18 protein-coding genes and 1 pseudogene are annotated in these 20,121 nt (G+C 65.1%); 14 read left to right on the forward strand and 5 right to left on the reverse strand.

What is annotated here, in order from left to right; genetic code table 11:
* Positions 1-14 precede the first annotated feature (14 nt).
* The 3 genes from ACSZPK_RS14740 (at position 15) to ACSZPK_RS14750 (ending at position 2,460) form a co-directional block, all read left to right on the forward strand.
* Positions 15-1,313: an NAD(P)/FAD-dependent oxidoreductase gene (locus ACSZPK_RS14740; RefSeq protein WP_437882223.1), complete on the forward strand. Its 1,299-nt coding sequence runs from the start codon at positions 15-17 to the stop codon at positions 1,311-1,313.
* A 65-nt stretch (positions 1,314-1,378) separates the two neighbouring features.
* On the forward strand, positions 1,379-1,744 hold the full coding sequence (locus ACSZPK_RS14745; RefSeq protein ID WP_437882224.1) for a cupin domain-containing protein: 366 nt from the start codon (positions 1,379-1,381) through the stop codon (positions 1,742-1,744).
* A gap of 23 nt (positions 1,745-1,767) precedes the next feature.
* Positions 1,768-2,460, forward strand: coding sequence for a helix-turn-helix transcriptional regulator (locus ACSZPK_RS14750; protein ID WP_437882225.1), 693 nt, complete (start codon positions 1,768-1,770; stop codon positions 2,458-2,460).
* A 241-nt stretch (positions 2,461-2,701) separates the two neighbouring features.
* Here the strand turns inward: ACSZPK_RS14750 and ACSZPK_RS14755 are convergent, their stop codons facing one another.
* Positions 2,702-3,856, reverse strand: a complete 1,155-nt coding sequence (locus ACSZPK_RS14755) for a substrate-binding periplasmic protein (protein WP_437882413.1) — start codon at positions 3,854-3,856, stop codon at positions 2,702-2,704.
* Positions 3,845-4,054, reverse strand: a pseudogene (locus ACSZPK_RS14760) (methyl-accepting chemotaxis protein); the annotation flags it as partial. The pseudogene ACSZPK_RS14760 and the gene ACSZPK_RS14755, both read right to left, overlap by 12 nt.
* Before the next feature lie 644 nt (positions 4,055-4,698).
* On the opposite strand from ACSZPK_RS14760, the gene ACSZPK_RS14765 reads away from it, so the two are divergent.
* From ACSZPK_RS14765 to ACSZPK_RS14815, 11 genes are all read left to right on the forward strand, one after another.
* Positions 4,699-5,688, forward strand: coding sequence for a helix-turn-helix domain-containing protein (locus tag ACSZPK_RS14765; RefSeq protein ID WP_437882226.1), 990 nt, complete (start codon positions 4,699-4,701; stop codon positions 5,686-5,688).
* A 59-nt stretch (positions 5,689-5,747) separates the two neighbouring features.
* Positions 5,748-6,671 (forward strand): SphA family protein, encoded by a 924-nt coding sequence (locus tag ACSZPK_RS14770; RefSeq protein WP_437882227.1) that lies wholly within the window; start codon positions 5,748-5,750, stop codon positions 6,669-6,671.
* Positions 6,672-6,682: 11 nt separating this feature from the next.
* Positions 6,683-7,900, forward strand: coding sequence for an MFS transporter (locus tag ACSZPK_RS14775; RefSeq protein WP_437882228.1), 1,218 nt, complete (start codon positions 6,683-6,685; stop codon positions 7,898-7,900).
* Between the two features lie 59 nt (positions 7,901-7,959).
* A complete protein-coding gene (locus ACSZPK_RS14780; RefSeq protein WP_437882229.1) occupies positions 7,960-9,399 on the forward strand; it encodes an amidase in 1,440 nt (479 codons plus the stop codon).
* Between the two features lie 84 nt (positions 9,400-9,483).
* A complete protein-coding gene (locus tag ACSZPK_RS14785; protein WP_437882230.1) occupies positions 9,484-10,305 on the forward strand; it encodes a molybdenum cofactor biosynthesis F family protein in 822 nt (273 codons plus the stop codon).
* A complete protein-coding gene (locus ACSZPK_RS14790) occupies positions 10,298-11,089 on the forward strand; it encodes an SDR family NAD(P)-dependent oxidoreductase (protein WP_437882231.1) in 792 nt (263 codons plus the stop codon). Before ACSZPK_RS14785 ends, ACSZPK_RS14790 begins: the two co-directional genes overlap by 8 nt.
* Positions 11,086-11,853, forward strand: a complete 768-nt coding sequence (locus ACSZPK_RS14795; RefSeq protein ID WP_437882232.1) for an SDR family oxidoreductase — start codon at positions 11,086-11,088, stop codon at positions 11,851-11,853. Before ACSZPK_RS14790 ends, ACSZPK_RS14795 begins: the two co-directional genes overlap by 4 nt.
* A gap of 373 nt (positions 11,854-12,226) precedes the next feature.
* Positions 12,227-13,210, forward strand: a complete 984-nt coding sequence (locus ACSZPK_RS14800) for a response regulator transcription factor (RefSeq protein WP_437882233.1) — start codon at positions 12,227-12,229, stop codon at positions 13,208-13,210.
* A gap of 90 nt (positions 13,211-13,300) precedes the next feature.
* The gene (locus ACSZPK_RS14805; protein ID WP_437882234.1) at positions 13,301-14,170 is read left to right on the forward strand and encodes a transporter; all 870 of its coding nucleotides are present in this window, start codon (positions 13,301-13,303) and stop codon (positions 14,168-14,170) included.
* Complete coding sequence (locus ACSZPK_RS14810) at positions 14,160-15,350, forward strand: MFS transporter (RefSeq protein ID WP_437882235.1); 1,191 nt, start codon at positions 14,160-14,162, stop codon at positions 15,348-15,350. The genes ACSZPK_RS14805 and ACSZPK_RS14810 overlap by 11 nt, the downstream gene beginning before the upstream one ends.
* Complete coding sequence (locus ACSZPK_RS14815; RefSeq protein WP_437882236.1) at positions 15,347-16,456, forward strand: class II histone deacetylase; 1,110 nt, start codon at positions 15,347-15,349, stop codon at positions 16,454-16,456. Before ACSZPK_RS14810 ends, ACSZPK_RS14815 begins: the two co-directional genes overlap by 4 nt.
* A 197-nt stretch (positions 16,457-16,653) precedes the next feature.
* Here the strand turns inward: ACSZPK_RS14815 and feaR are convergent, their stop codons facing one another.
* The 3 genes from feaR to ACSZPK_RS14830 form a co-directional block, all read right to left on the reverse strand.
* Positions 16,654-17,610, reverse strand: a complete 957-nt coding sequence (gene feaR / locus ACSZPK_RS14820; protein ID WP_437882237.1) for a transcriptional regulator FeaR — start codon at positions 17,608-17,610, stop codon at positions 16,654-16,656.
* Positions 17,611-17,769: 159 nt separating this feature from the next.
* Positions 17,770-18,345, reverse strand: a complete 576-nt coding sequence (locus ACSZPK_RS14825; protein ID WP_437882238.1) for a DUF3156 family protein — start codon at positions 18,343-18,345, stop codon at positions 17,770-17,772.
* Entirely contained in the window at positions 18,326-19,825 is a 1,500-nt protein-coding gene (locus tag ACSZPK_RS14830; protein WP_437882239.1) for an APC family permease, read from the reverse strand. Before ACSZPK_RS14830 ends, ACSZPK_RS14825 begins: the two co-directional genes overlap by 20 nt.
* Positions 19,826-20,121 lie beyond the last annotated feature (296 nt).

Raw genomic sequence — 20,121 nt, forward strand, 5'->3', positions numbered from 1 at the left:
TTCCAGGCTGCATCATGATCAATATCGAGACTCCGACCTACTACACGGCCACCAAGAAGTACGATCTCAGCTTCCCTTCCCTGCAGGAAGACCTGGAAGCCGACGTCGTCGTGATCGGCGGTGGTTTCTCCGGGATCAACACCGCGCTGGAGCTGGCCGAGAAAGGCATCACCAACATCGTCGTGCTCGAAGCCCGCTACCTTGGCTTTGGCGGTACCGGACGCAACGGTGGGCAGATCATGGCCGGCATCGGCCACGACCTGGAGAAGATCAAGAAAGACGTCGGCGAGGATGGCCTGCGGCAGATCTTCGAGATCAGCGACAGCGGCGCCGATATCATCAAGGGCCGCATCGCCAAGTACGGCATCGACGCCGACTTCTGCCACGGCTACGGCTACATGGGCTTCAACGCCCGCCAGGAAAAGACCCTGCGCGCCTGGGAGAAGGACTTCAAATCCCTCGGTTCGCAGCACGAGATCCGCTTTCTCGGCGGCTCGGAGGTCAAGCAGATCATCGGCTCCGACGCCTACAGCAGCGCCCTGCTGCACATGGGCGGCGGCCACGTGCACTCGCTCAACCTGCTGCTCGGCGAAGCCAAGGCGCTGGCCAGCCATGGGGTGAAGATCTTCGAATACAGCCCGGCCCTGGAGGTGCAATACGGCGAGCGCATCAGCGTGCGTACCGGCAAGGGTTCGGTCAAGGCCAGCAAGCTGCTGTGGGCCTGCGACAGCTTCCTCAACAAACTGGAGCCGGAGCTGCATCGCACCACCATCAATACCTACGCCTTCCAGATGATGACCGAGCCGCTGTCGGACGAGCTGATCCAGCGCATCAGCCCGATTCGCGGTGCCTACAGCGATATCCGCCCGGTCATCGACTACTACCGGGTGACCAACGAGAACCGCCTGCTGTTCGGCGCCGCCACGCCCTTCATCGAACACATTCCCAACGACCTGAAGGCCTGGAACCGCCACCTGATGCTGAAGATCTTCCCCTACCTCAAGGACGTGAAGATCGACCTGGCCTGGGGCGGCCCGATGGCGACCAGCGCCAACCTGTTCCCGCAGATCGGCACCCTGCCCGGCCGGCCCAATGCCTTCTTCGTCCAGGGCTACTCGGGCTTCGGCGTAACCCCCAGCCACATCATCTGCAAGGTGCTGGCCGAAGGCATGAGCGAAGGCTCGGCGCGCTACGACCTGATCCGTTCGGTGCGGCGCATCACTATCGTCGGCAAGGATCACATCCGGCCGCTGCTGCTCACGGGAGGCAAGACCTGGCACCAGTTGTCCGGCTACTGGTCCGGCCGACGCTGAACAACCATCCAGCGCACGCATGCCTGCACGCGCCTCGAAAACACCCTTGATAGGAGTCACTGCCCATGTCCCTCACCGCCATCAAGAACGGCATCACCCTCGACCAACTGGATGCCTGGGGCACCGTTGCCGACCTCGGTTCGGAAATCCTCGAAGGCGAGGTCAAATGCTTCGGCAAGATGACCGACGGCGCCCCGACCGACCCGGTCAGCTCGGCCTATTTCGGCACCACCAAGGGCAAGTTCCGCATGGTCTACCCGTTCAACGAGCAGGCCACCGTGGTCACCGGCGAAGTGCTGCTGACCGACGAGTCCACCGGCCAGACCAGCCGTTTCAAGACCGGCGACACCTGGTTCGTCACCAAGGGCACCCCGGTGCTGTGGGAGATCGTCAGCGACAGCTTCGTCAAGCACTACTACGCCGTCGCCTGACGGATGCGGGCACTGCTTCGCCGGTGCCCGATACCTGGCGCTTGCCCAGCGTGAACGACCACTCGCCAACCGACGAATTCGGCCAGCAGTGCCTGCGCACGCTCACCCATTTCGTTCCTGCTTCACTCGCCGCCTTCTACCGTATCGACGAACACCTGCAGGCCTGTGACTTCCAGCTCCTCGGCATGCAACCCCCGATGCACGCGGCCTACCTCGATCATTACCGGCATCTCGACCCGCTGCAGCCCGTCGTCTGTATCGACTCGGCCCTGCCAGTGGTGCCGCTCAGCGAAGGCATGCGCCGCCAGGAAGCCTCGCGTAATCGTGAGTACCAAGGCTTCCTCCAGCGTCATTCGGTGGTCGATGTGGTCGAAATCATCGTTCGCGCGGATAGCCGTCCGGTCGCTGGCATCTCGTTGTTGCGTGACACCGCGCTCGGCCCATTCCGAGCCCATGAACTGGCCGACCTGCTGCCGCTGCACGGCTTGCTGCAACTGGCAGCAGCTCGCGTGGAAACGACGCAAGCGGTTGCACTGCAGCGACTGACCCCGCGCGAACGACAGATCGCCCTGCTGCTACGCGAAGGTGCCAGCAACAAGGTGCTTGCCCGCGAACTCGAGCTGGGCTTGCCGACCATCAAGACCCACCTGCTCAACCTGTTTCGCAAGGTGGGCGTGGGCAGCCGTACGGAGTTGGTGGCGAGGTTGTTTCTCTGAGAACCTGTGTGCTTAGTCGTCATTCCCGCGAAGGCGGGAACCCAAATGAAAAACGCTTCTGGATGATTCCCCTGCGGGCCCGCGCAAGCGCTGTTCAGCGATGGAGCCGCTGTCCCGCCTTCGCGGGAACGACGGAATAACGAACGGCCACAATTGCCTCAACGCAGCCTATAGGCTCCCGCCTGCGCGGGAACGACGACTAAAGACACCGCGTAGGAACGGTTATCGAGCGAACGTGCTCCTACAAACCTGCCAACTCCGCTGCCCCCGGCACACCGTGCAAGCGGCGCGCAGAGGCCGGCACATCGAGCACCTCACCCTGCCAGGTACGCTCGATCTCCGCGCGGCGCGGGCTGCTGTGGAACTGTTCGATGAAGCTGTCCACCTTCGCCAGCAAGGTTGCATTGCCGGGGCGACGTGCCACGCCGACGCTGTAGCACCACAACTGGTCGGTCAGGCTCACTGGCAGGATTTCCAGCGTGTCGCTCCAGCGGCTTTGCGGATTGCTGGCGGCCCAGTGATAGATCGGCCGTTCCACTACGAAGGCATCCACCACGCCTTCGGCCAGGGCATCGTGAATGCGCTTTTGATCGGAAAAGGCGATCAGGTTGGCCAGTTCGATGCGCCCTCCCGGCTGGTGCAAATTGGCCGACCAACGCACGCCAAGACGCTCCAGGGTTTCCATCGCCAGTGGGTCGTTACCACAGCCGATCACCCTGCCCTTGAGGTCGGCCAGGCTGCGGATGCGTGTGTCACCCTGGCGCCTTGCCAGGATCAGCGGGGAAAAACTGTAGGGCTTCGAGAACGCCAGGTGATCGAACACCGGCAAGGCCGGCAAGGCACTCCAGATCAGGTCGGCCGGTGCCTCGCCGGCTTTGCGCCCGAAGGACAGGAGGAACTGGCACTGCTCCCAGCCATGCTCGACAAACTCGATCTCCACCCCCAGCCATTGGGCGAACGCCCGGGCATAGTCGGCGTCCAGGCCACGCAAGGGTTCCCCGGGACGGTTGCGAAACGACAGGCCGACGAACTCCGGCTCGATGGCCACGCGCAAACGTTTACGTTGCAGGATGTCCTCCAGGCGGTCGTAGTGGCGATCCACCGCAATACGCTGCTCGGCCAGCAGGCGCTGCACCTGGGCGTCGGCAGCCTGCTGCTTGACCGCCACGCATACCTGCGCGCTCAGATGCGCCGCCCGATCGGCGAGCGACACCAGGCCACCCAGGCGATTCTCCAGTTGCGGCGCGCTTTCCAGGATCACCCGGTTGGTCTGCTGCAGGCCGTCGACATTGCCGTTGACCGTGGCGAACAGCGCGTTCATCTGCATCAGCGACAGGTTGAGGTTCTGGTTCAAGGCACTGAAGCTGCTCTGGCTGTGGTTGGAAACCGCCAGCATGCGCCGTTGCAGCTCGCTCAGGTCCATGCGCTGCGTCGCATCGTTGGCACTGGCCAGGGTGCGCTGCGCCAACTTGCGCACTTCATCGGCGACCACGGCGAATCCCCGCCCGGCATCGCCAGCCCGCGCCGACTCGATGGCGGCGTTGAGCGCGAGCAGGTTGACCTGCTTGGCGATGTCGCCGATATCGCGCAGCACCGCGATCACTTCGTCGGACTTGGCCGTGACCTGCGCCGCGACATCGTCCAGGCGTAGGCGGATATCGGCCTCCACCTGCCGCAACTGCTCACTCAAGGCCCGCTGCATCGATACCGCCAGTTCCGCGCTCTGTTGCATGTGTCCGGCCGACTCGCCCAGCGCCTGTTCCATCTGCTGGCCACGACGGTTGATTTCGACACACGCCTGGCGGGCGCTCTGCAACCCCGTGGAGACCGCGCTGGCCAGGCTTGCCAGCAAATGGAACAGGCGTTCATACAGCCAGGGCACGCCGTTATCCGTCGCTGCTGGCACTATCGCAGGTGTTTCGGTGGGTTGTACGTCGCTCACCGACGGCGTTCTGGTGAACCAGTTCTTCAGCATGTTGTACGGCTCCGGCTGGCATGAGGGCTCGTCGGCAAGCCGACCGAGGCTTCCCGCCCCCGTTGTTTACCTGCCGGGTGCCCGCCAAAGCTTGCCTCTGCGTGCCACCGCCCTTGTCCTCCGCTGACCTGCGCAGGCCACGGTTCACGCGGTCTCGGCACGACTATCCGATTTCGGCAAAGCGGCGCTCCGAGGGGCCGTTCGGGAACGGAACTTGCCTCGAATCGTCTTCGTTGTCCTGTGCCCGTACGAGGGTTACCGAAATGCTCAACGCCATCGACGCTCAACCCTCCTCCAGCGCCAGCCTGCACCATCGCCAGACCCTGGATATCGAGGAGCACGCCAGCGCACTCAATGGCTGGCAACTGCGCTACGACCAACTGACGTCCGGACGTTTCGCCGGCACCCTCAGCGAGTTGCGCCTGGATGGCATGCAACTGGTGCGCGACCAGGCCAATCAGGCGATGGTCAAGAAGGGTGCAACCTGGGATGGCGCGATCAGTTTCAGCATGCCGTTGGACACACACGAAAGCGGCTTCCACTGTGCCGGCCACTCGATCAGCGGCCAGAACCTGCTGGTCGCCCGTGGCCAGAACCTGCCTGAGCTGCGCGCGCCGGCAGACCTCGACCTGTTGTGCGTGGCTGTCGACGAGGCGCTGCTCACCGACCTGCTGCAACGCCAGCAGCACAGCTTCGATCTCGAAGCCCTGCCGCGCTGCTACCGGCTGCACGCCGGTGGCAGCCAGAACGAGCTGGCCACCTTGTTTCGTGGCGTGCTCGACGAAACCAACCAGCAAGGGCAGACGTTGCTCGGCTACGGCGCGATCCGCGACGGCATCCGCGACGCGGTGCTGATGCACCTGCTCGACCTGGTCGACGATGAAGAGGTGCAGCCGCTGACGCTCAGTGCCCGCAAGCGCATGGTCGATCGCGCCTGCGAAGTGGCCATGGCCTGCCCGGACAATCCGCCGTCCATCGTCGAACTGTGCAACCGGGTTGGCGCCAGCCGGCGCAAGTTGCAGTACTGCTTTCACGAAACCCTGGGCATCAATCCCCTGGCCTACCTGCGTGCCCTGCGCCTCAACGCGGTGCATCGCGCCCTGCTGCAGGGCGACCAGGGCTCGGTGCAGGAGGTCGCGGCCAACTGGGGCTTCTGGCACCTGAGCCGCTTCGCCACGGATTATCGCCAACTGTTCGGCGAGCGTCCCTCGGACACCCTGCGTCGCCAGCGTAACTGTGCTGATTTCGGATAACTCGTCGCGACACCCCGCCCCTAGGCTGAAAACACAACAAGCCAACACCGGGGATCACGATGTACACCAGCAAATCAGCCGCTCTCGCGTTATGTCTCACACCGTTCGCCCTATTCTGCGGCCACACCGGAGCAACCGAGAACGGTTCGCCCACCACCCCCAACGGCGTCTATGACTTCGGCGCCGGCTTCACCCCGCCGGCAACGCCGCTGGGCACCTTCGGCCTGCGTACCGCCTACTATTCGGCCAACCGCCTGATGGATGGCGATGGCCACAAGTCAGCGGTGGACTTCTCCATCGACGTGCTGTCCATCGGTGCCGCCTACATCCGCATGACCAACCAGGAACTGTTTGGCGCCAAGTACGGTTTCGGTGCGGTGCTGCCGTTCTTCAAGATGAACGCCTCACTGGACGTGGCCACGCCATTCGGCACCGTTTCCCAGGATGCCGAGGTGTTCCGCCAGGCCGATGCGCAGGTCATCCCGCTGATCCTGCAATGGACGCCGGCGCCGAACATCGGCATCAATGCCCAGTTGCAGATCCAGGCGCCCACCGGCGATTACGACAAGGATCGCCTGGTCTCGCCGGGTCTGAACCACTGGACTATTTCGCCGATTCTCAACGCCACCTGGATCAGTGACAGCGGCTTCGAGTTGTCATCGAGCTTCGAGCTGGACTTCAACACGCGCAATCACGACACCGACTACAAGAACGGCGTCGAGTACCGTCACGAATTCGCCGCCGGCCAACATTTCGGCCCCTGGACGGTGGGCATCGGCGGCTACTACTACCGCCAGTTGAGCGACGACGACGGCCCCAGCCTCACCGACGGCAACCGCGCCAGGGTGTTCGCCGTCGGCCCAGCCATCAGCTACTTCAAGCCAGGACTGCCACCGGTCTGGCTACACGCCTACAAGGAGTTCGACGCCTACAACCGTGCCGAGGGCTATACCGTCGCCCTGCGCCTGTCGCAGAGTTTCTGAGGAGCGCCGCCATGACTCTCGAATCAACGCACATGCGCCAGGCCAGCGGCCGGCGCGAAGGTGTGGTGCTGATGCTCGGCAGCAGCCTGACCATCATGGGCGCGGTGATGGTCGCGCCGATCCTGCCCAAGCTCGGCGCCGAGTTCGGCCCGGTCGAGCCGCGTGCCGACCTGCTGGTGCCGCTGGCGATCACCGGCCCGGCGCTGGCCATCGCCCTGTTCGCGCCGCTGGCCGGCTGGTTGGCCGACCGTGTCGGGCGCAAGGCGCTGCTGATCATCGCCACCCTGCTCTACGCGCTGCTCGGCACATTGCCAGCGCTGCTCAATGATCTGCCGAGCATCGTGGGCGCCCGCTTGCTGTTCGGCTGCGCCGAGGCGGCGATCATGACCTGCTGCGCAACCCTGATCGCCGACTATTGGCACGGTGAACAGCGCCTGCGTTTGGTCAATTACCAGGTGGTCAGCATCGGCCTGGTCGGCGCGCTGTTCTTCGTCATCGGCGGGGCCTTGGGCGAACATGCCTGGCGCTCGCCCTTCTACCTGTACCTGCTGCCACTGCTGCTGGTGCCGGCGATGATCAAGGTGCTGTGGGAACCCGCGCTTGCGGTGCGCTCGCTCGACGACACGCAGGTGCATGAGCGGGTATCGATTGCGACGCTGGTAATCGGTTACCTGCTGATTTTCGGCGGCATGCTGCTCAACTTCATCGTTCCGGTGCAGACCCCGGCGCTGCTGGTGAGCATGGGCACCACCTCGAGCACCTTGATCGGCCTGTCCGCAGGGCTGGGCCTGCTGGCCACCCTGGCCGGCTCGCTGCTCTGGCCGTTGCTGCGTCGGCGCCTCGGCATCCGCGGTTGCAACGCGCTGTTGCTCGCCCTGCTGGCTCTGGGCTTGTGGTTGCTGGGCAATGCGCAGGATTACAACGCCGTGCTGCTGGCGGTATTCATCCACGGCGTCGGGGCCGGCCTGCTGGTACCCAATGCCATGGCGCCGGTGATGAACGCCCTGAGCGCCGGCACCCGTGGTCGTGGCCTGGGGGTGTTCACCGCTTGCCTGTACGTCGGCCAGTTCGCCAGCCCGCTGCTGGTGGCAATGCTTGGCGGCTTTGGCCACGACCTGCGTGGCGCCATCCACTGGCTGGCCATCGCCAGCCTGGTCGCAGCCGTGCTCTGGGCCATCGCCAGCCTGAGCAAATCGGCCAGGAACGCCATCGGCACTTCCTCTTCCTGAGAACCTGTTGCACAGCCACCGCAGCGTGTTGCGGTGGTCGTTATCGCCCGGAGATCACCATGCACGACATCCACAGCCTCATCGATCGACATGACGCCACCGGCCTCGCCGGCCTGGTCAGCAGCGGCGAGATCAGCCGCCACGAACTGCTGGAAGCCAGCATCGCCCGCCTCGAATCGGTCGAGCCCCGGCTCAATGCCGTAGCCGAGAAACTCTACGACAGCGCCCGCGCCGCGCCGCCCATCGACGGCGCCTTTGCCGGCGTGCCGACGCTGATCAAGGACCTGTTCTCGCCGCTCGCCGAGGCGCGCATGAGCAACGGCTCCCTGGCCCTCGGCGAGGCCCGCCCCGGCCTCGACGACGCCGTGGTCGGGCGCTTGCGCGAGGCCGGTTGCCAGTTCATCGGCACCACCACCTCGCCGGAGTTCGGCACCTCCTACACCACCGAGTCGAGCCGTTTCGGTGCCACCCGCAACCCATGGGACACCGAGCGCAGCGCGGGCGGCTCCAGTGGCGGTGCGGCGGCGCTGGTGGCCGCACGGGTGGTGCCATTCGCCCATGGCAACGACGGCGGCGGTTCGCTGCGAGTACCGGCCTCGTGCTGCGGCGTGTTCGGCCTCAAGCCCAGTCGCGGGCGCATGCCCAGCGGGCCGCTGGTCGGCGAAGGCTGGGCCGGCATGGGCACGCCCCACGCGATCACCCTGTCGGTGCGCGACAGTGCCGCCCTGCTCGACATCACGGCCGGTGCCGATCTAGGCGCGCCCTACGCCGCCCCCTGGCAGGACGAACCTTTCGTCGACAGCCTGCATCGTCCTCATCGACCGCTACGCATCGCGCTGGTCGAGCACCTGGCGCCCTGGACCAGTGGACCCGAAGCGCTGGCCGCGGTGCGCCATACCGCCCGGTTGTGCGAAACCCTCGGTCACCAGGTCGAATACGCCAGTCTGCCGGTGGAGCCGCTGGCCTTCCTCGACCAGGTGTTCGACGTGATCGGTGCCAGCACCCGCAGTTACCTCGATCTGCTGGGCGAGATGCGCGGCTTGCCGGTCGCCGATGAAGAACTGGAGCCGCGCACCCGGGTGATCCTGCGCGAAAAGGGTGGCGTCAGCGGGGCCCGCTACGCCAGCGCGGTGGCGGGCATCCATGCATTGGGGCGGACCCTTGCCCGTTTCCTGCTGGACTACGACCTGGTGCTGACCCCGACCCTGACCCGCGAACCGCCACTGATCGGCAGCCTCGACGCGTTCGACGAGCGCCTGGACCTGGCGACCCTGGTCGAACACTTCCACAGTTATTCGCCGTTCACCGCACTGTTCAACGCCAGCGGCCAGCCGGCCATGTCGGTGCCGCTGTACTGGACCGCCGGCGGCCTGCCCATCGGCTCGCACTTCGCTGCGCGTTTCGCCGAGGAAAGCACCTTGCTGGCCCTGGCCGCGCAATTGGAAGCGCTCCAGCCCTGGGCGGGACACGTACCCGCCGTCAGCGCCCGGCAACGTTGAGCGAACGCTATCAACCATCTGGTTGATAGCGTCGGCACGGTGCTCCACGCACCATGGAAGTCCACTCGACACAGGACGACAACCATGAGTAACGCTTCCGACTGGATCACCGTAGGTGCCCTCGCCGAAGGCTTCGCCCCCGAGGCCTTCATCCTGCCCAAGCTGGCCGAACTGGCCGGCAGGCGCTTCACGCTGTTCTTCGAGAATGGCTGGGAAATCGACCACCGCTTCGACGCCGAGCAGGTGCACTGGATCGCCACCGACGGCCACTCCAGCGGCAGTGCGGCTTACCGGGCGACCTCGGTGCGCCCGGGCATTTACCTGGTCGATTTCATCAAGCACGAAGACAGCAAGGACTGGTCGATCAGCCTGGTCATCGACAGCCACAGCCAATCCTTCACCGCCGTGATCGGCAGCCTGCCGAGCGCCGAGCAGACCCGCGAGGGCCTGTACAGCCGTGCCCTGGCCGGCAAGACCCTGACCACCGTGCAGGCCAGCTTCTACCACGGCAGCCTGGACAAACCCTGGCAACCGGGCGCCTGCCCCCATGCACCGACCACCGAGCTGGTCGGCATCCGCAATCGCTACCGCTACAGCCCGACCGAGGTCTACGAACACATCTACCTCAACCCCGACTACTACACCTGGCAATGCCTGAAGGGCGTCGAGCAAGGCCTGTGCGATACCGACCTGTGCCACTACTACAAGATCGCCGATGAGCTGTACCTGTTCGTCTGGCGCGAGAAGATCGTGCCGACCCTCGGCCTGGTGATGATCGACCTGCAGAACCACCGCAGCGACGGCAAGATCTTCGGCTATGCCGGCGACCGCTTCGACAGCCTGTCCAACTTCCCGGTGGCGTCCTACTGCGACCTGCTCAACCGCACGGACTACGGCGATGAGTAAGACCGTCGTCATCACCGGTGCCGGCACCGGCATCGGTGAGGCCTGCGCCCGCCGCCTGGCGGCCGACGGCGCCAACCTGGTGCTGATCGGCCGTCGTCGCGAGCCGCTGGAGCGCGTCGCGGCGGCAACCGGCGGCCTGGTGCTGGTGGGCGATGCGGCGAGCAGCAGCGCCTGGGACGGGTTCATCGCACGGATCATCGAGCGTTTCGGCGCCATCGACGCCCTGCTCGCCTGTGCTGGCGGCCATGGGTTGGGCAGTGCCACGCAAACCGACGATGAAACCTGGCAAGCGGCCATGCGCAGCAACCTCGACAGCGCCTTCCACAGCGCCCGTGCCTGCCTGCCCGCGTTGATCGAGCGACGCGGCAGCATCGTGTTGCTCGGTTCCATCGCCTCGCTCGCCGCCGGCCCTGAAGTCTGTGGCTACACCACGGCCAAGCATGCGCTACTCGGCCTCAACCGCTCGTTGGCCAACGATTACGGTCCCCAGGGCGTGCGCGTGAATTGCGTCTGCCCCGGCTGGGTGCGCACGCCGATGGCCGATGCGGAGATGCAACCGCTGATGGCGCACTACGGCGATGACCTCGATGCGGCCTACGCGCGGGTCTGTGCCAACGTGCCGCTGCGCCGCCCGGCCAGTGCCGAAGAAATCGCCCGTGTCTGTCGATTCCTGATCAGCGACGAGGCGTCGATCATCACCGGCGCTGCCCTCGTCGCCGACGGCGGCTCGAGCATCGTCGACGTGCCGACCCTCGCCTTCACTCAACTGGGAAATACGCCATGAAACATGACTTCAAAGGGCGCCACGTGCTGGTTACCGGCGGCGCCCAGGGCATCGGCCAGGCCATCGTCGAGGGATTCGCCAGGGCAGGCGCCCACGTGCTGATCGTCGACCGCCAACTGGATGTGGCGCAGCGATTGGCCGAACGTCTCGGCGCGGAGGGTTGGCAAGTCGAGGCGCGGCAAATCGACCTCGCCGAACGCGAGGCCATCGTGGCCTTGTTGGCCAGCCTCGAACGCCTCGATGTGCTGGTGCACAACGCTGCGTATTTCCCGCTGACGCCGTTCGCGGCCATCGACGAGGAACTCTTGCAGCGGACACTGGCGGTCAATCTGTGTGCACCGTTCTGGCTGACCCAGGCAGCCTTGCCGCTGTTCGCCCGCCAGGGTGGCGGCAACGTGCTGGTCACCTCTTCGGTGACCGGGCCGCGCGTCGCCTACCCAGGACTCAGCCACTACGCGGCGTCCAAGGCCGGGGTCAACGGTTTCATCCGCAGCGCTGCGCTGGAACTGGCGCGCCATGGCGTGCGCGTCAATGGCGTCGAGCCGGGGATGATCCAGACCCCGGCGATGGCCAACCTCGGCGATGCCGGACTCAGTGCGCGCATCGCCTCGGCGGTGCCCCTGGGTCGGCTCGGAACGCCGGAGGATATCGCCAACGCGATGCTGTTCCTCGCCTCCGACGCGGCCCGCTACATCACTGGCCAGACGATCATCGTCGATGGCGGCGCGACCCTGCCGGAAACCCTGGCGACCCTGGAGCACTGAGGGCTGCAGCCGTTTCAACGGGAACGGCTGCATTGGAGGCAACGCGAACGTTGAGCGTCATCGTCATTCCCGCGAAGGCGGGAACCCAAATGCTTCGGGTCTTCTGGATTATTCCCCTTAGGGCCAGCGCAAGCGCTGTTCAGCGATGGAGCCGCTGTCCCGCCTTCGCGGGAATGACGACTACACACACCGTGCCGACTTTTTCGATCAACCCTCCAGCCTCCAGCGTCTCCTCCTGCATCTGTAGGATGGCCGCCCCCTCCACCATCGCCGATACTCGCTCCAGGCCCTGCCCAAACCGGCCGCCCACTGATGACTGAGGACCGTTACGCGGTTCAGACAAAAACAACAAAGTCGCAGCCAGGTATCGCCCATGAGCACCATCGACGAACACTTCATCTGTGCCAGCCGTTTCACCGCGTTCAACAGCGTGGCGCTGGACTTGCAGCACCTGGCGCGGGAGCTGCCGCTGTCGCAGTTCCACCACCAGGCGCTGCTGCGCTGCCAGGCACTCATCGGCTTCGACAAGGCCTGGTGGGGACGTGCCGCGCTGGTCGACGACCTGCCCGACGAGCACAGCTGCCACGTCTTCGGCCTGCCGCCCTCCTATGTCGACGACTGGCTGTCGATCCGCGAGCAGGACATCACCGTGCAGCAGGTGCATGCCGAACCCGGGCATTCGGTGATCATCGACAGCCAGGCCCGGGACACGCCAGCCGGCCTGCGCTGGCTGGGCCACAAGCATGGTTTCGGCGAATTCCTCTGCGTGATCCTCATCGACCCGCAGACCCTGCTGCGCGTGCACCTGACGCTCTATCGCGAAGCGGGTGCCGCAGCGTTCACCCAACACGATCGATTCATCCTCGACCAGTTGATGCCTCACCTGGCCGCCGCAGAAGGCGCCAACCAGATTCGCGCGCTGGTCGCCCTGCGCGAGACCCTCGACGCGCCGAACACCCTGGCCCTGGCGGTATGCGACCGCCAGGGCACGCTGCACTACGCCGAACATGGCTTCGTCGAGCGTTTGCTGCAGGAGTGGCCGGACTGGAACGGTCCGCACCTGCCCGACGAGGTCAGCCCCGACGGCTACCGTGGCCGGCACATGCAACTGGAGTCCACCGCGGTCGGCGACCTGTTCCTGCTCAGCGCCCGCCCTCGTCCCGCCCTGTCGATGCTCAGTGCGCGGGAGACCGATGTGGCCGAGCGTTTTGGCGGCGGCAGCACCTACAAGGAAATCGCCCGCGACCTGGGCCTGGCGCCCAATACCGTGCGTCACCACATCCGCAGCATCTACGACAAGCTCGGGGTGAACGGCAAGGCCGGCATCGCCCACCTGCTGCACCGACCACCGGGATAAATCCCCTCTTCACCTGAACCGACCTGCGCTCGTCGCGTGGGTTTGGGGACGCTTTGCCTGCCGCTCGCCAACACCATAGAGGAAAACCTCATGCTCAACCGCTGCATGCCCGTGTTACCGCTCGCCATCGCCCTGGCCTGGACCGACGCCCAGGCCGCCGACCTGAATGCCCGGGACTTCGTTTCCGCGCCGGTCGGCACCAGCCTCGGTGTCGCCTACCTGCCGCTCACTCGCGCCAATGACTACCACGGTGTCGCCGACAGCAACGGCAATGCCGAGCTGTCGGTCAACGCCTTCGCCTATCGCCAACTGTGGTTCAGCGATATCTGCGGCACGCTCTGCACACCGCAGTTCATCGTGCCGTTCGCCGACATAGACGGTCGCATGCCCGGCGCGACCGGACACAGCAACGAAAGCGGCGTGGGCGACCCGCAGGTCGGCGGCACGCTGTTTTTCATCAACGATCCGCAATCGCGTACCTACAGCGGCTTGCTGGCGTTGCTCAGCGTGCCGGTCGGCGAATACCACGGGCGCAACCCGGACGTTTCGCCAGGCGCCAACCGCTGGGCGTTGCACCTCAATTACAACTACACCCAGGGTCTTGGCGAGAAATGGATAGTCGAAGCCAACCTGGAGACCCAGCTCTACGGCAAGAACGACGACTACTACGACAGCCCGCTCAAACAGAAACCGCTGTACCGCTTGCAGGCCTTCGCCTCCTACGACTTCACCCAGAGCACCTACGGTGCCCTGCGCCTGATCCATGCCGATGGCGGTGAACTGGAACTCGACGGTCGTAGGCTCAACGACACCCACCAGCGCTACACCCAGGTCGGTTTCGAAGTCGGACACTGGCTGGACCAGCGCAACCAGGTGCTGCTCGGCCTGACGCGCAACGTGGCGACCGACAACGCTTTCGCCCAGAGCAACGCGCTGCTGCGTTTCGTCCATGTCTTCTGAGGTCGTGACCATGCAATCAGCCACCGCTGCCGGACTGCCACGCATTCGTTTGCTGGCCATCGTCCTGTTCGCCGCCATCGTGCCCTGCGTATTGATGGCCGCACCGGCCATCGCCGCCCAACTGGCCAGCCAGCTCGGCCTGGGGCCAACCCAGATCGGCCAGATGTTCTCCGCCGAACTGCTGGCCATGAGCCTGGCCACACTGCCCGCCTACCTCTGGCAACCACGGATCGACTGGCGGCTGATGGCACGCCTGGCGGCCCTGGCGTTCATCGCCGCCAACCTCGCTTCGATCTGGGCGGGGTCCTTCACGCCGCTGCTGGTGCTGCGCTTCATCAGTGCCTTGGCCGGCGGCACGCTGATGGTGCTGTGCATCTCCAGCGCGGCACACAGCGCGGACCGCGACCGCGTCTACGGACTGTGGGTCATGGGCCAACTGGTGCTCGGTGCGATCGGTTTGTGGCTGCTTCCCGGCCTGTTCGCCAGTTTCGGCCTGAAGGCGCTGTACCTGGGCCTGGCGGTGCTGATGGTGGCCTGCATGCCCCTGGCCGGTGCCTTTCCAAAAGGTATCGAGCGCAGCGAGCGTACTGTCGAACATCATGCTCCAACCGGCCGCTGGCGACCTGGCCTGGCCCTGTTCGCGGTACTGGCGTTCTACGTCGGCCTCAGTGGCGTATGGACCTTCATCGGTGGCGTGGCCGGCGCAGCGGCGATAGACCCGGCCAGCAGCGGCCGCATCCTCGCCATCGCCAGCCTGCTCGGCATCGCCGGTTCGGCCTGTGCGGCGCTGATCGGCAATCGCTGGAGCCGTGGCGGCCTGCTCGTGCTGGGCTACGGGCTGATGACGGGCGCCGTGTTGCTGTTGCTCGATACCCCGGCCGTCGCCCGCTTCGCGGTCGCCGCGCTGCTGTTCAAGTACACCTGGACCTTCATCCTGCCGTTCATCCTCGCCTGCCTGGCCGATCTGGACCGCAGCGGCCGGCTGATGAACAGCACCAACCTGGTCATCGGCGGCGGCCTGGCACTCGGCCCTGCCATCGCCGGGCCCCTGCTGGAAAGCCGCCTGGGCATGAACGGCATGCTGATCTTCAGCAGCGCCTGCCTGCTGCTGTCCTTCGCGGCCCTGAGCCTGAGCCGCAACCGCGCTTCTTCCTTGCAAACCACTGGAGTCAACCCATGAGCCGCCGTACCGCGTTCTTTTCCGATGAACTCTGCTTCTGGCACAGCGCCGGCATGCATGCGCTGGTGCTGCCCGTCGGTGGCTGGGTGCAACCGCCCGCCGCCGCGGGGTTCGCCGAATCGCCGGAAACCAAGCGGCGCCTGAAGAGCCTGCTCGACGTCTCCGGCCTGAGCCGAAACCTGCTGCTGCGCACGGCCAGCCCGGCGAGCGAAGAAGACCTGCTACGGGTGCACCCGGCCAGTTACCTGGAGCGCTTCAAGGCGCTCAGCGATGCCGGCGGTGGCGACCTCGGCCCCCAGGCGCCGATCGGCCCCGGCACCTATGAAATCGCCAAGCTCTCGGCCGGGCTGGCCATCGCGGCGGTCGATGCGGTGCTCAGCGGTGAAGCGGACAACGCCTACTCGCTGTCGCGCCCGCCAGGCCACCACTGCCTGGCCGACCAGGCGATGGGCTTCTGCTTCCTGTCGAACATTGCCATCGCCATCGAAGCGGCCAGGGCCAGGCACGGCCTCGAACGCATCGCGGTAGTCGACTGGGACGTGCACCATGGCAACGGCACCCAGTCGATCTTCGTCTCACGCGATGACGTCCTGACGGTCTCGCTGCATCAGGAAAACTGCTACCCACCGGGTTACAGCGGTGCCGAGGAACGCGGCACAGGCAAAGGCGAAGGGTTCAACCTAAACGTGCCGCTACCCGCCGGCAGTGGCCATGACGCCTACCTGCAAGCCATGCACAGCATCGTCGTACCGGCGCTGGAGCGCTTTCGCCCACAGTTGATCATCGTCGCCTGTGGCTACGACGCCAATGGCGTCGACCCGCTGGCGCGCATGCTGCTGCACAGCGACTCGTATCGCGCCCTGACCGCTGCTGTGCGCGAAGTCGCCGAGCGCCACTGCGGCGGGCGCCTGGTGCTGGTGCATGAGGGGGGCTATTCGGAGGCCTACGTGCCCTTCTGTGGCCTCGCGGCCATCGAGGAATTGTCAGGCGTGCGCACAGCGGTGGAAGACCCGATGCTGGAGCTCATCGAATTGCAGCAGCCGGGCGAACGGCATGCGCAATTCTTGAGTGAATACGTCGAAACACTGGGCAGGCGGTTCACGTAAAGCGCTCCCCCTTTTGGCCAGCATTGAGGCAGAAGCGGACGTTCGTTATTCCTCCGTCATTCCCGCGAAGGCGGGAACCCAGAAGATCAGGCGCATTTGGGTTCCCGCCTTCGCGGGAATGACGGCTAAACACGATAATCGCGTGAACGTCCGCTCCTGCCGCAAACCAGCCATCGAAACTGAAAGCGGAGCAGACGCTATGCCGCTCCCGCCGTTTCCATCAACGACACCGCCCGGTATTCCTTGGGCGACAGCTCGAAGTGCTTCTTGAAGGCCCGGCTGAAATGCGCCGAGTCGGTGAACCCCCACTTGTAGGCGATGGAGGTGATCGACTCGCTTTTCAGGAACGGGTTGGACAGGTCATCGGCACTGCGTTTCAGGCGCGAGCGCTGGATATAGCGGCAGACGCTGTCACCCTGCTCTTCGAACAGGCGATAGAGGTGGCGCACGGAAATGTTCAGCCGGGTTGCCAGGCCGACGGGATTCAAGCTCGGCTGGGCCAGGGACTCATCGATGATCTTCTGCACGTAGCTGCGCAGGTTGGCGCCATGCAGGGTTTCGCTCGGCGCTACCTCCTTGCGGCTTTGCGACAACGCCGGGGCCAGCAGGGAAATGAACGCGGTGCGCAGGGCCTCGCTTTCCTCGCCGTCATCGTGCTCGCTTTCCGGTTCGCGGCACAGTTGATCGACCAACACGTGCAGCATCTTGCCGCTGGAACTGCTGGCGCTGACCTTGCCGAACTTGTTGTGCTTGAGCACCCGCTCGACCTCGTTGCGCGGCAACGACAGCGACGCATGCTCGATCAGGCCGAACGGCGTAATCTCGCAGGAGCCGACGGAATCCATCAGCAGCAGGTCGCCCGGCGCGAGCTGAATGCTGGTGCCGTCCTGGGTTATCTGGGAAAAGCCGCTGCGCTGGCTGACCAGGAAACAGCTCTGGTCGTTGTCGTGATCGGGCTTGATCGAATCACGCGCGATCAGCCCCGCGTTGGTGCGCAGGTGCGCCATCGGCAGGCCGGCGTGGCACTGCAGGGAAATCTCGCCGATGAACAGTGAGCGGTTGAACGCCATATGGGTCTCGAACTGACCGCAGACTGCCTGCAAAGCGGACTTCCAGCCTTCCAATCCTTCGTGAGCCATGGGCTGGCCATTCATTGCGCACCTCCACGGGATGCTGACTTGTTTTTGTTGCCAAATAGTTAACATGTTATCGATGAGGGCGCAACAGAGAACCTCTGGGCGGGGTTCATGCAGATTCGGTGCCAGATTGCTAACATGTGAACGATCTTGGCGATGCCAGGCGCATCGCCAGGATCAATGGGCGCGGAGGATGCGCTGCAGGTGATTCAGGGCGGCGAGCAGGCAGTCGCGCTGCTGCTCGTTCAGGCGGATGTAGCGGCGGAAACTGGGCATGCGGTTGACCACTTCGCTGGCCGCCATGTGCTCCAGGCGCACTTGCCAGTGATCGTCGTCGCGCTCGATGCGCAAGCGCTTGAAATCGAGGGGCATCAGGCTTTCGCTCAAATCCTGATCGGCGATCAAAGCTGCTTGCAGCGCCGTGACATCGCCAGTGGGTCGCTGTACGACGATACCGCTGCGTTTGATTGCACCACTGTGGCGCAACTCCAGGCTGGCGCGCCCCGTTTTGCACGCAGGCACGTCGAGCACGAAATCAGTCAACACCAGGTGCATGAGCAATTCCGACTGGGTGCGCTCGTGCACCTCGAACTGCAACGTGCCGCCGAGGGCGACAAAACGCCCCCGACCGCTTTCCAGCGCCTCGAACCTGAGGTCGCCGAGGTTGCGCCGCACGTGGTCGAGGGTCACCCCCGGCCGATAGCCGGAGGGCGCACGCTGCTGGCCAAACAGTTCAGACAGCTTTCGAAGCATGATCGTAGGACTCGCTGCCGTGAACGCCCGGCTCTGCACGGAACTCCTTCTCCAGGATTTCTTCCACCGGCACCGGGCGGAATGGATTGACCTTCTGCACCACCACGGTCCAGAACAGCGCGTAGGTCGCGGTCAGGCCGAGCATGATCGAGAACGGAACGTACACGTCGCTACGCGCCATGCCTGGCGGCGCGATGAACCACAGGCCAATCAGGATGCCGACGCTGGAAACGATCTGCGGCAGCGGGAACAACGGCGATTTGTAGGCGCGCGGCAGGTCCGGACGACGGATGCGCAGGAGTACCACCGACAACGTCACCAGCAGGTAGGCGGTGCCCCAGGCACAAACGGCGGCCAGGATCAGCGGCACGATGTGATCGGCGTTGCCACCCAGGTAGGCGGCATGCGCGCAAGGGATGATCATCGCCGCGGCGATGCACACCAGCGGCGTCTTGAAGCGAGGGTGCAGGTAGGCGAAGACCTTGGGCAGCGCGCCATCCACGGCCATGCCGTAGAGAATGCGCGGCACCCCGGCCATCAGGGTATTGATGGTCGCCGCACCGGCGAACAGGAAGCCGATCCCCAGCCAGATCGGGCCGATGTCGCCCATCACCTGCTGGGCGAATTGCGGAATCGCCATCGGCGTATCCAGCAGGTGCACACCTGCGGCTTCGTCGAGCAGCACGTTTTCCACCTGGCGCTTCATCGCCGCGCCATAGATGAACATGCACGAGGCGACGCCGAGCAAGCCAAGGGCCATGGCGCGCGGCATGACCTTGTGCGACTGGCGCAGATCCGGTGCCAGCGGCGTGACGAACTCGCAGCCGACGAACATGAACATGGCCATGCCGACCAGCGACAGGATGGTGGTCAGGTCGTTGCCGACCAGGGATTCGCCGAACCAGCCGTCCAGTTGCACCGCTGGCGCGGCGATCAGGCCGAGCACACCGAACACCATCAGGGTCGTCCACATGCCGAAGGTCAGCACCACCTCGGCCTTGCCGAACACGCTGACGCCGAAGGCGTTGAGGATGCCGAAGACGATGACGAAGGCCACGCCCAGCAGCCAGGAGCCACCTGCGGACTCGGCCAGGGTGTTGAGGTGCTCGAAGTTCACCAGCGCCATGACCCCGGACAGGATGGTCTCGGCGGTGCCGGCGAAGACGTGGACGATCAGGTAGGCGGCGATGGTGCCGGTGATGGCGAAGAAGCGCCCCATGCCGGCGGAAATGTAGTCATACACCGAACCTGTGGTCGGCAGGATCGAGGCGGCCTCGGCGAAGGTGGTCGACTGGGCGAGCATCATCACCATGGCGATGAGCATGGCCACGGCGAAGGCGCTGCCGCCGATGCCGAAGCCCATGGTGGCGGTGAGGATCACCGGGCTGGCCATGATCAGGCCGATAGTGCTGGCGAGCGCGGTGGGAAAGCCCACCGTCCCTCGGTTCAGATGCACGTGAAGCTTGTCGTTGAGCGACATCGTCGTGGACCTCGGAAGCAGGTTTTTTAGTTATTGGCACTCTCGATGCTCTTGGCGGCACCGTGAGCGGATCGCCGGCCTGGCGCCAGCCTTTTCTCCGTCCACCCACGCCTGGGCGTTGCTGCGGACAGTTGCCGGGCACTTTGCGCCTCCCCCGCCAGAGCGGTCTTGCCCCTGTCTGCCGGCACTTTTGTTGCAGCCTGACATTACCCTCCGCGCCGCCACGATCTGGCCGGCCCAATCAAGACCTTGGCAGCCACGAACAAGACTTGCGCGTCTCGTCGATGTGACTAATA

This window comes from Pseudomonas sp. LRF_L74, from assembly GCF_965644255.1.
Taxonomy (GTDB): Bacteria; Pseudomonadota; Gammaproteobacteria; order Pseudomonadales; family Pseudomonadaceae; genus Aquipseudomonas.

Coding starts and splice junctions, on each gene's coding strand:
- ACSZPK_RS14810 (WP_437882235.1), top strand. CDS start 14,160: ATGTCTTCTGAGGTCGTGACCATGCAATCAGCCACCGCTGCCGGACTG.
- ACSZPK_RS14815 (WP_437882236.1), top strand. CDS start 15,347: ATGAGCCGCCGTACCGCGTTCTTTTCCGATGAACTCTGCTTCTGGCAC.
- ACSZPK_RS14830 (WP_437882239.1), bottom strand. CDS start 19,825: ATGTCGCTCAACGACAAGCTTCACGTGCATCTGAACCGAGGGACGGTG.
- ACSZPK_RS14825 (WP_437882238.1), bottom strand. CDS start 18,345: ATGCTTCGAAAGCTGTCTGAACTGTTTGGCCAGCAGCGTGCGCCCTCC.
- feaR (WP_437882237.1), bottom strand. CDS start 17,610: ATGAATGGCCAGCCCATGGCTCACGAAGGATTGGAAGGCTGGAAGTCC.
- ACSZPK_RS14755 (WP_437882413.1), bottom strand. CDS start 3,856: ATGCTGGCGGTTTCCAACCACAGCCAGAGCAGCTTCAGTGCCTTGAAC.
- ACSZPK_RS14770 (WP_437882227.1), top strand. CDS start 5,748: ATGTACACCAGCAAATCAGCCGCTCTCGCGTTATGTCTCACACCGTTC.
- ACSZPK_RS14790 (WP_437882231.1), top strand. CDS start 10,298: ATGAGTAAGACCGTCGTCATCACCGGTGCCGGCACCGGCATCGGTGAG.
- ACSZPK_RS14775 (WP_437882228.1), top strand. CDS start 6,683: ATGACTCTCGAATCAACGCACATGCGCCAGGCCAGCGGCCGGCGCGAA.
- ACSZPK_RS14745 (WP_437882224.1), top strand. CDS start 1,379: ATGTCCCTCACCGCCATCAAGAACGGCATCACCCTCGACCAACTGGAT.
- ACSZPK_RS14800 (WP_437882233.1), top strand. CDS start 12,227: ATGAGCACCATCGACGAACACTTCATCTGTGCCAGCCGTTTCACCGCG.
- ACSZPK_RS14805 (WP_437882234.1), top strand. CDS start 13,301: ATGCTCAACCGCTGCATGCCCGTGTTACCGCTCGCCATCGCCCTGGCC.
- ACSZPK_RS14785 (WP_437882230.1), top strand. CDS start 9,484: ATGAGTAACGCTTCCGACTGGATCACCGTAGGTGCCCTCGCCGAAGGC.
- ACSZPK_RS14780 (WP_437882229.1), top strand. CDS start 7,960: ATGCACGACATCCACAGCCTCATCGATCGACATGACGCCACCGGCCTC.
- ACSZPK_RS14740 (WP_437882223.1), top strand. CDS start 15: ATGATCAATATCGAGACTCCGACCTACTACACGGCCACCAAGAAGTAC.
- ACSZPK_RS14795 (WP_437882232.1), top strand. CDS start 11,086: ATGAAACATGACTTCAAAGGGCGCCACGTGCTGGTTACCGGCGGCGCC.
- ACSZPK_RS14765 (WP_437882226.1), top strand. CDS start 4,699: ATGCTCAACGCCATCGACGCTCAACCCTCCTCCAGCGCCAGCCTGCAC.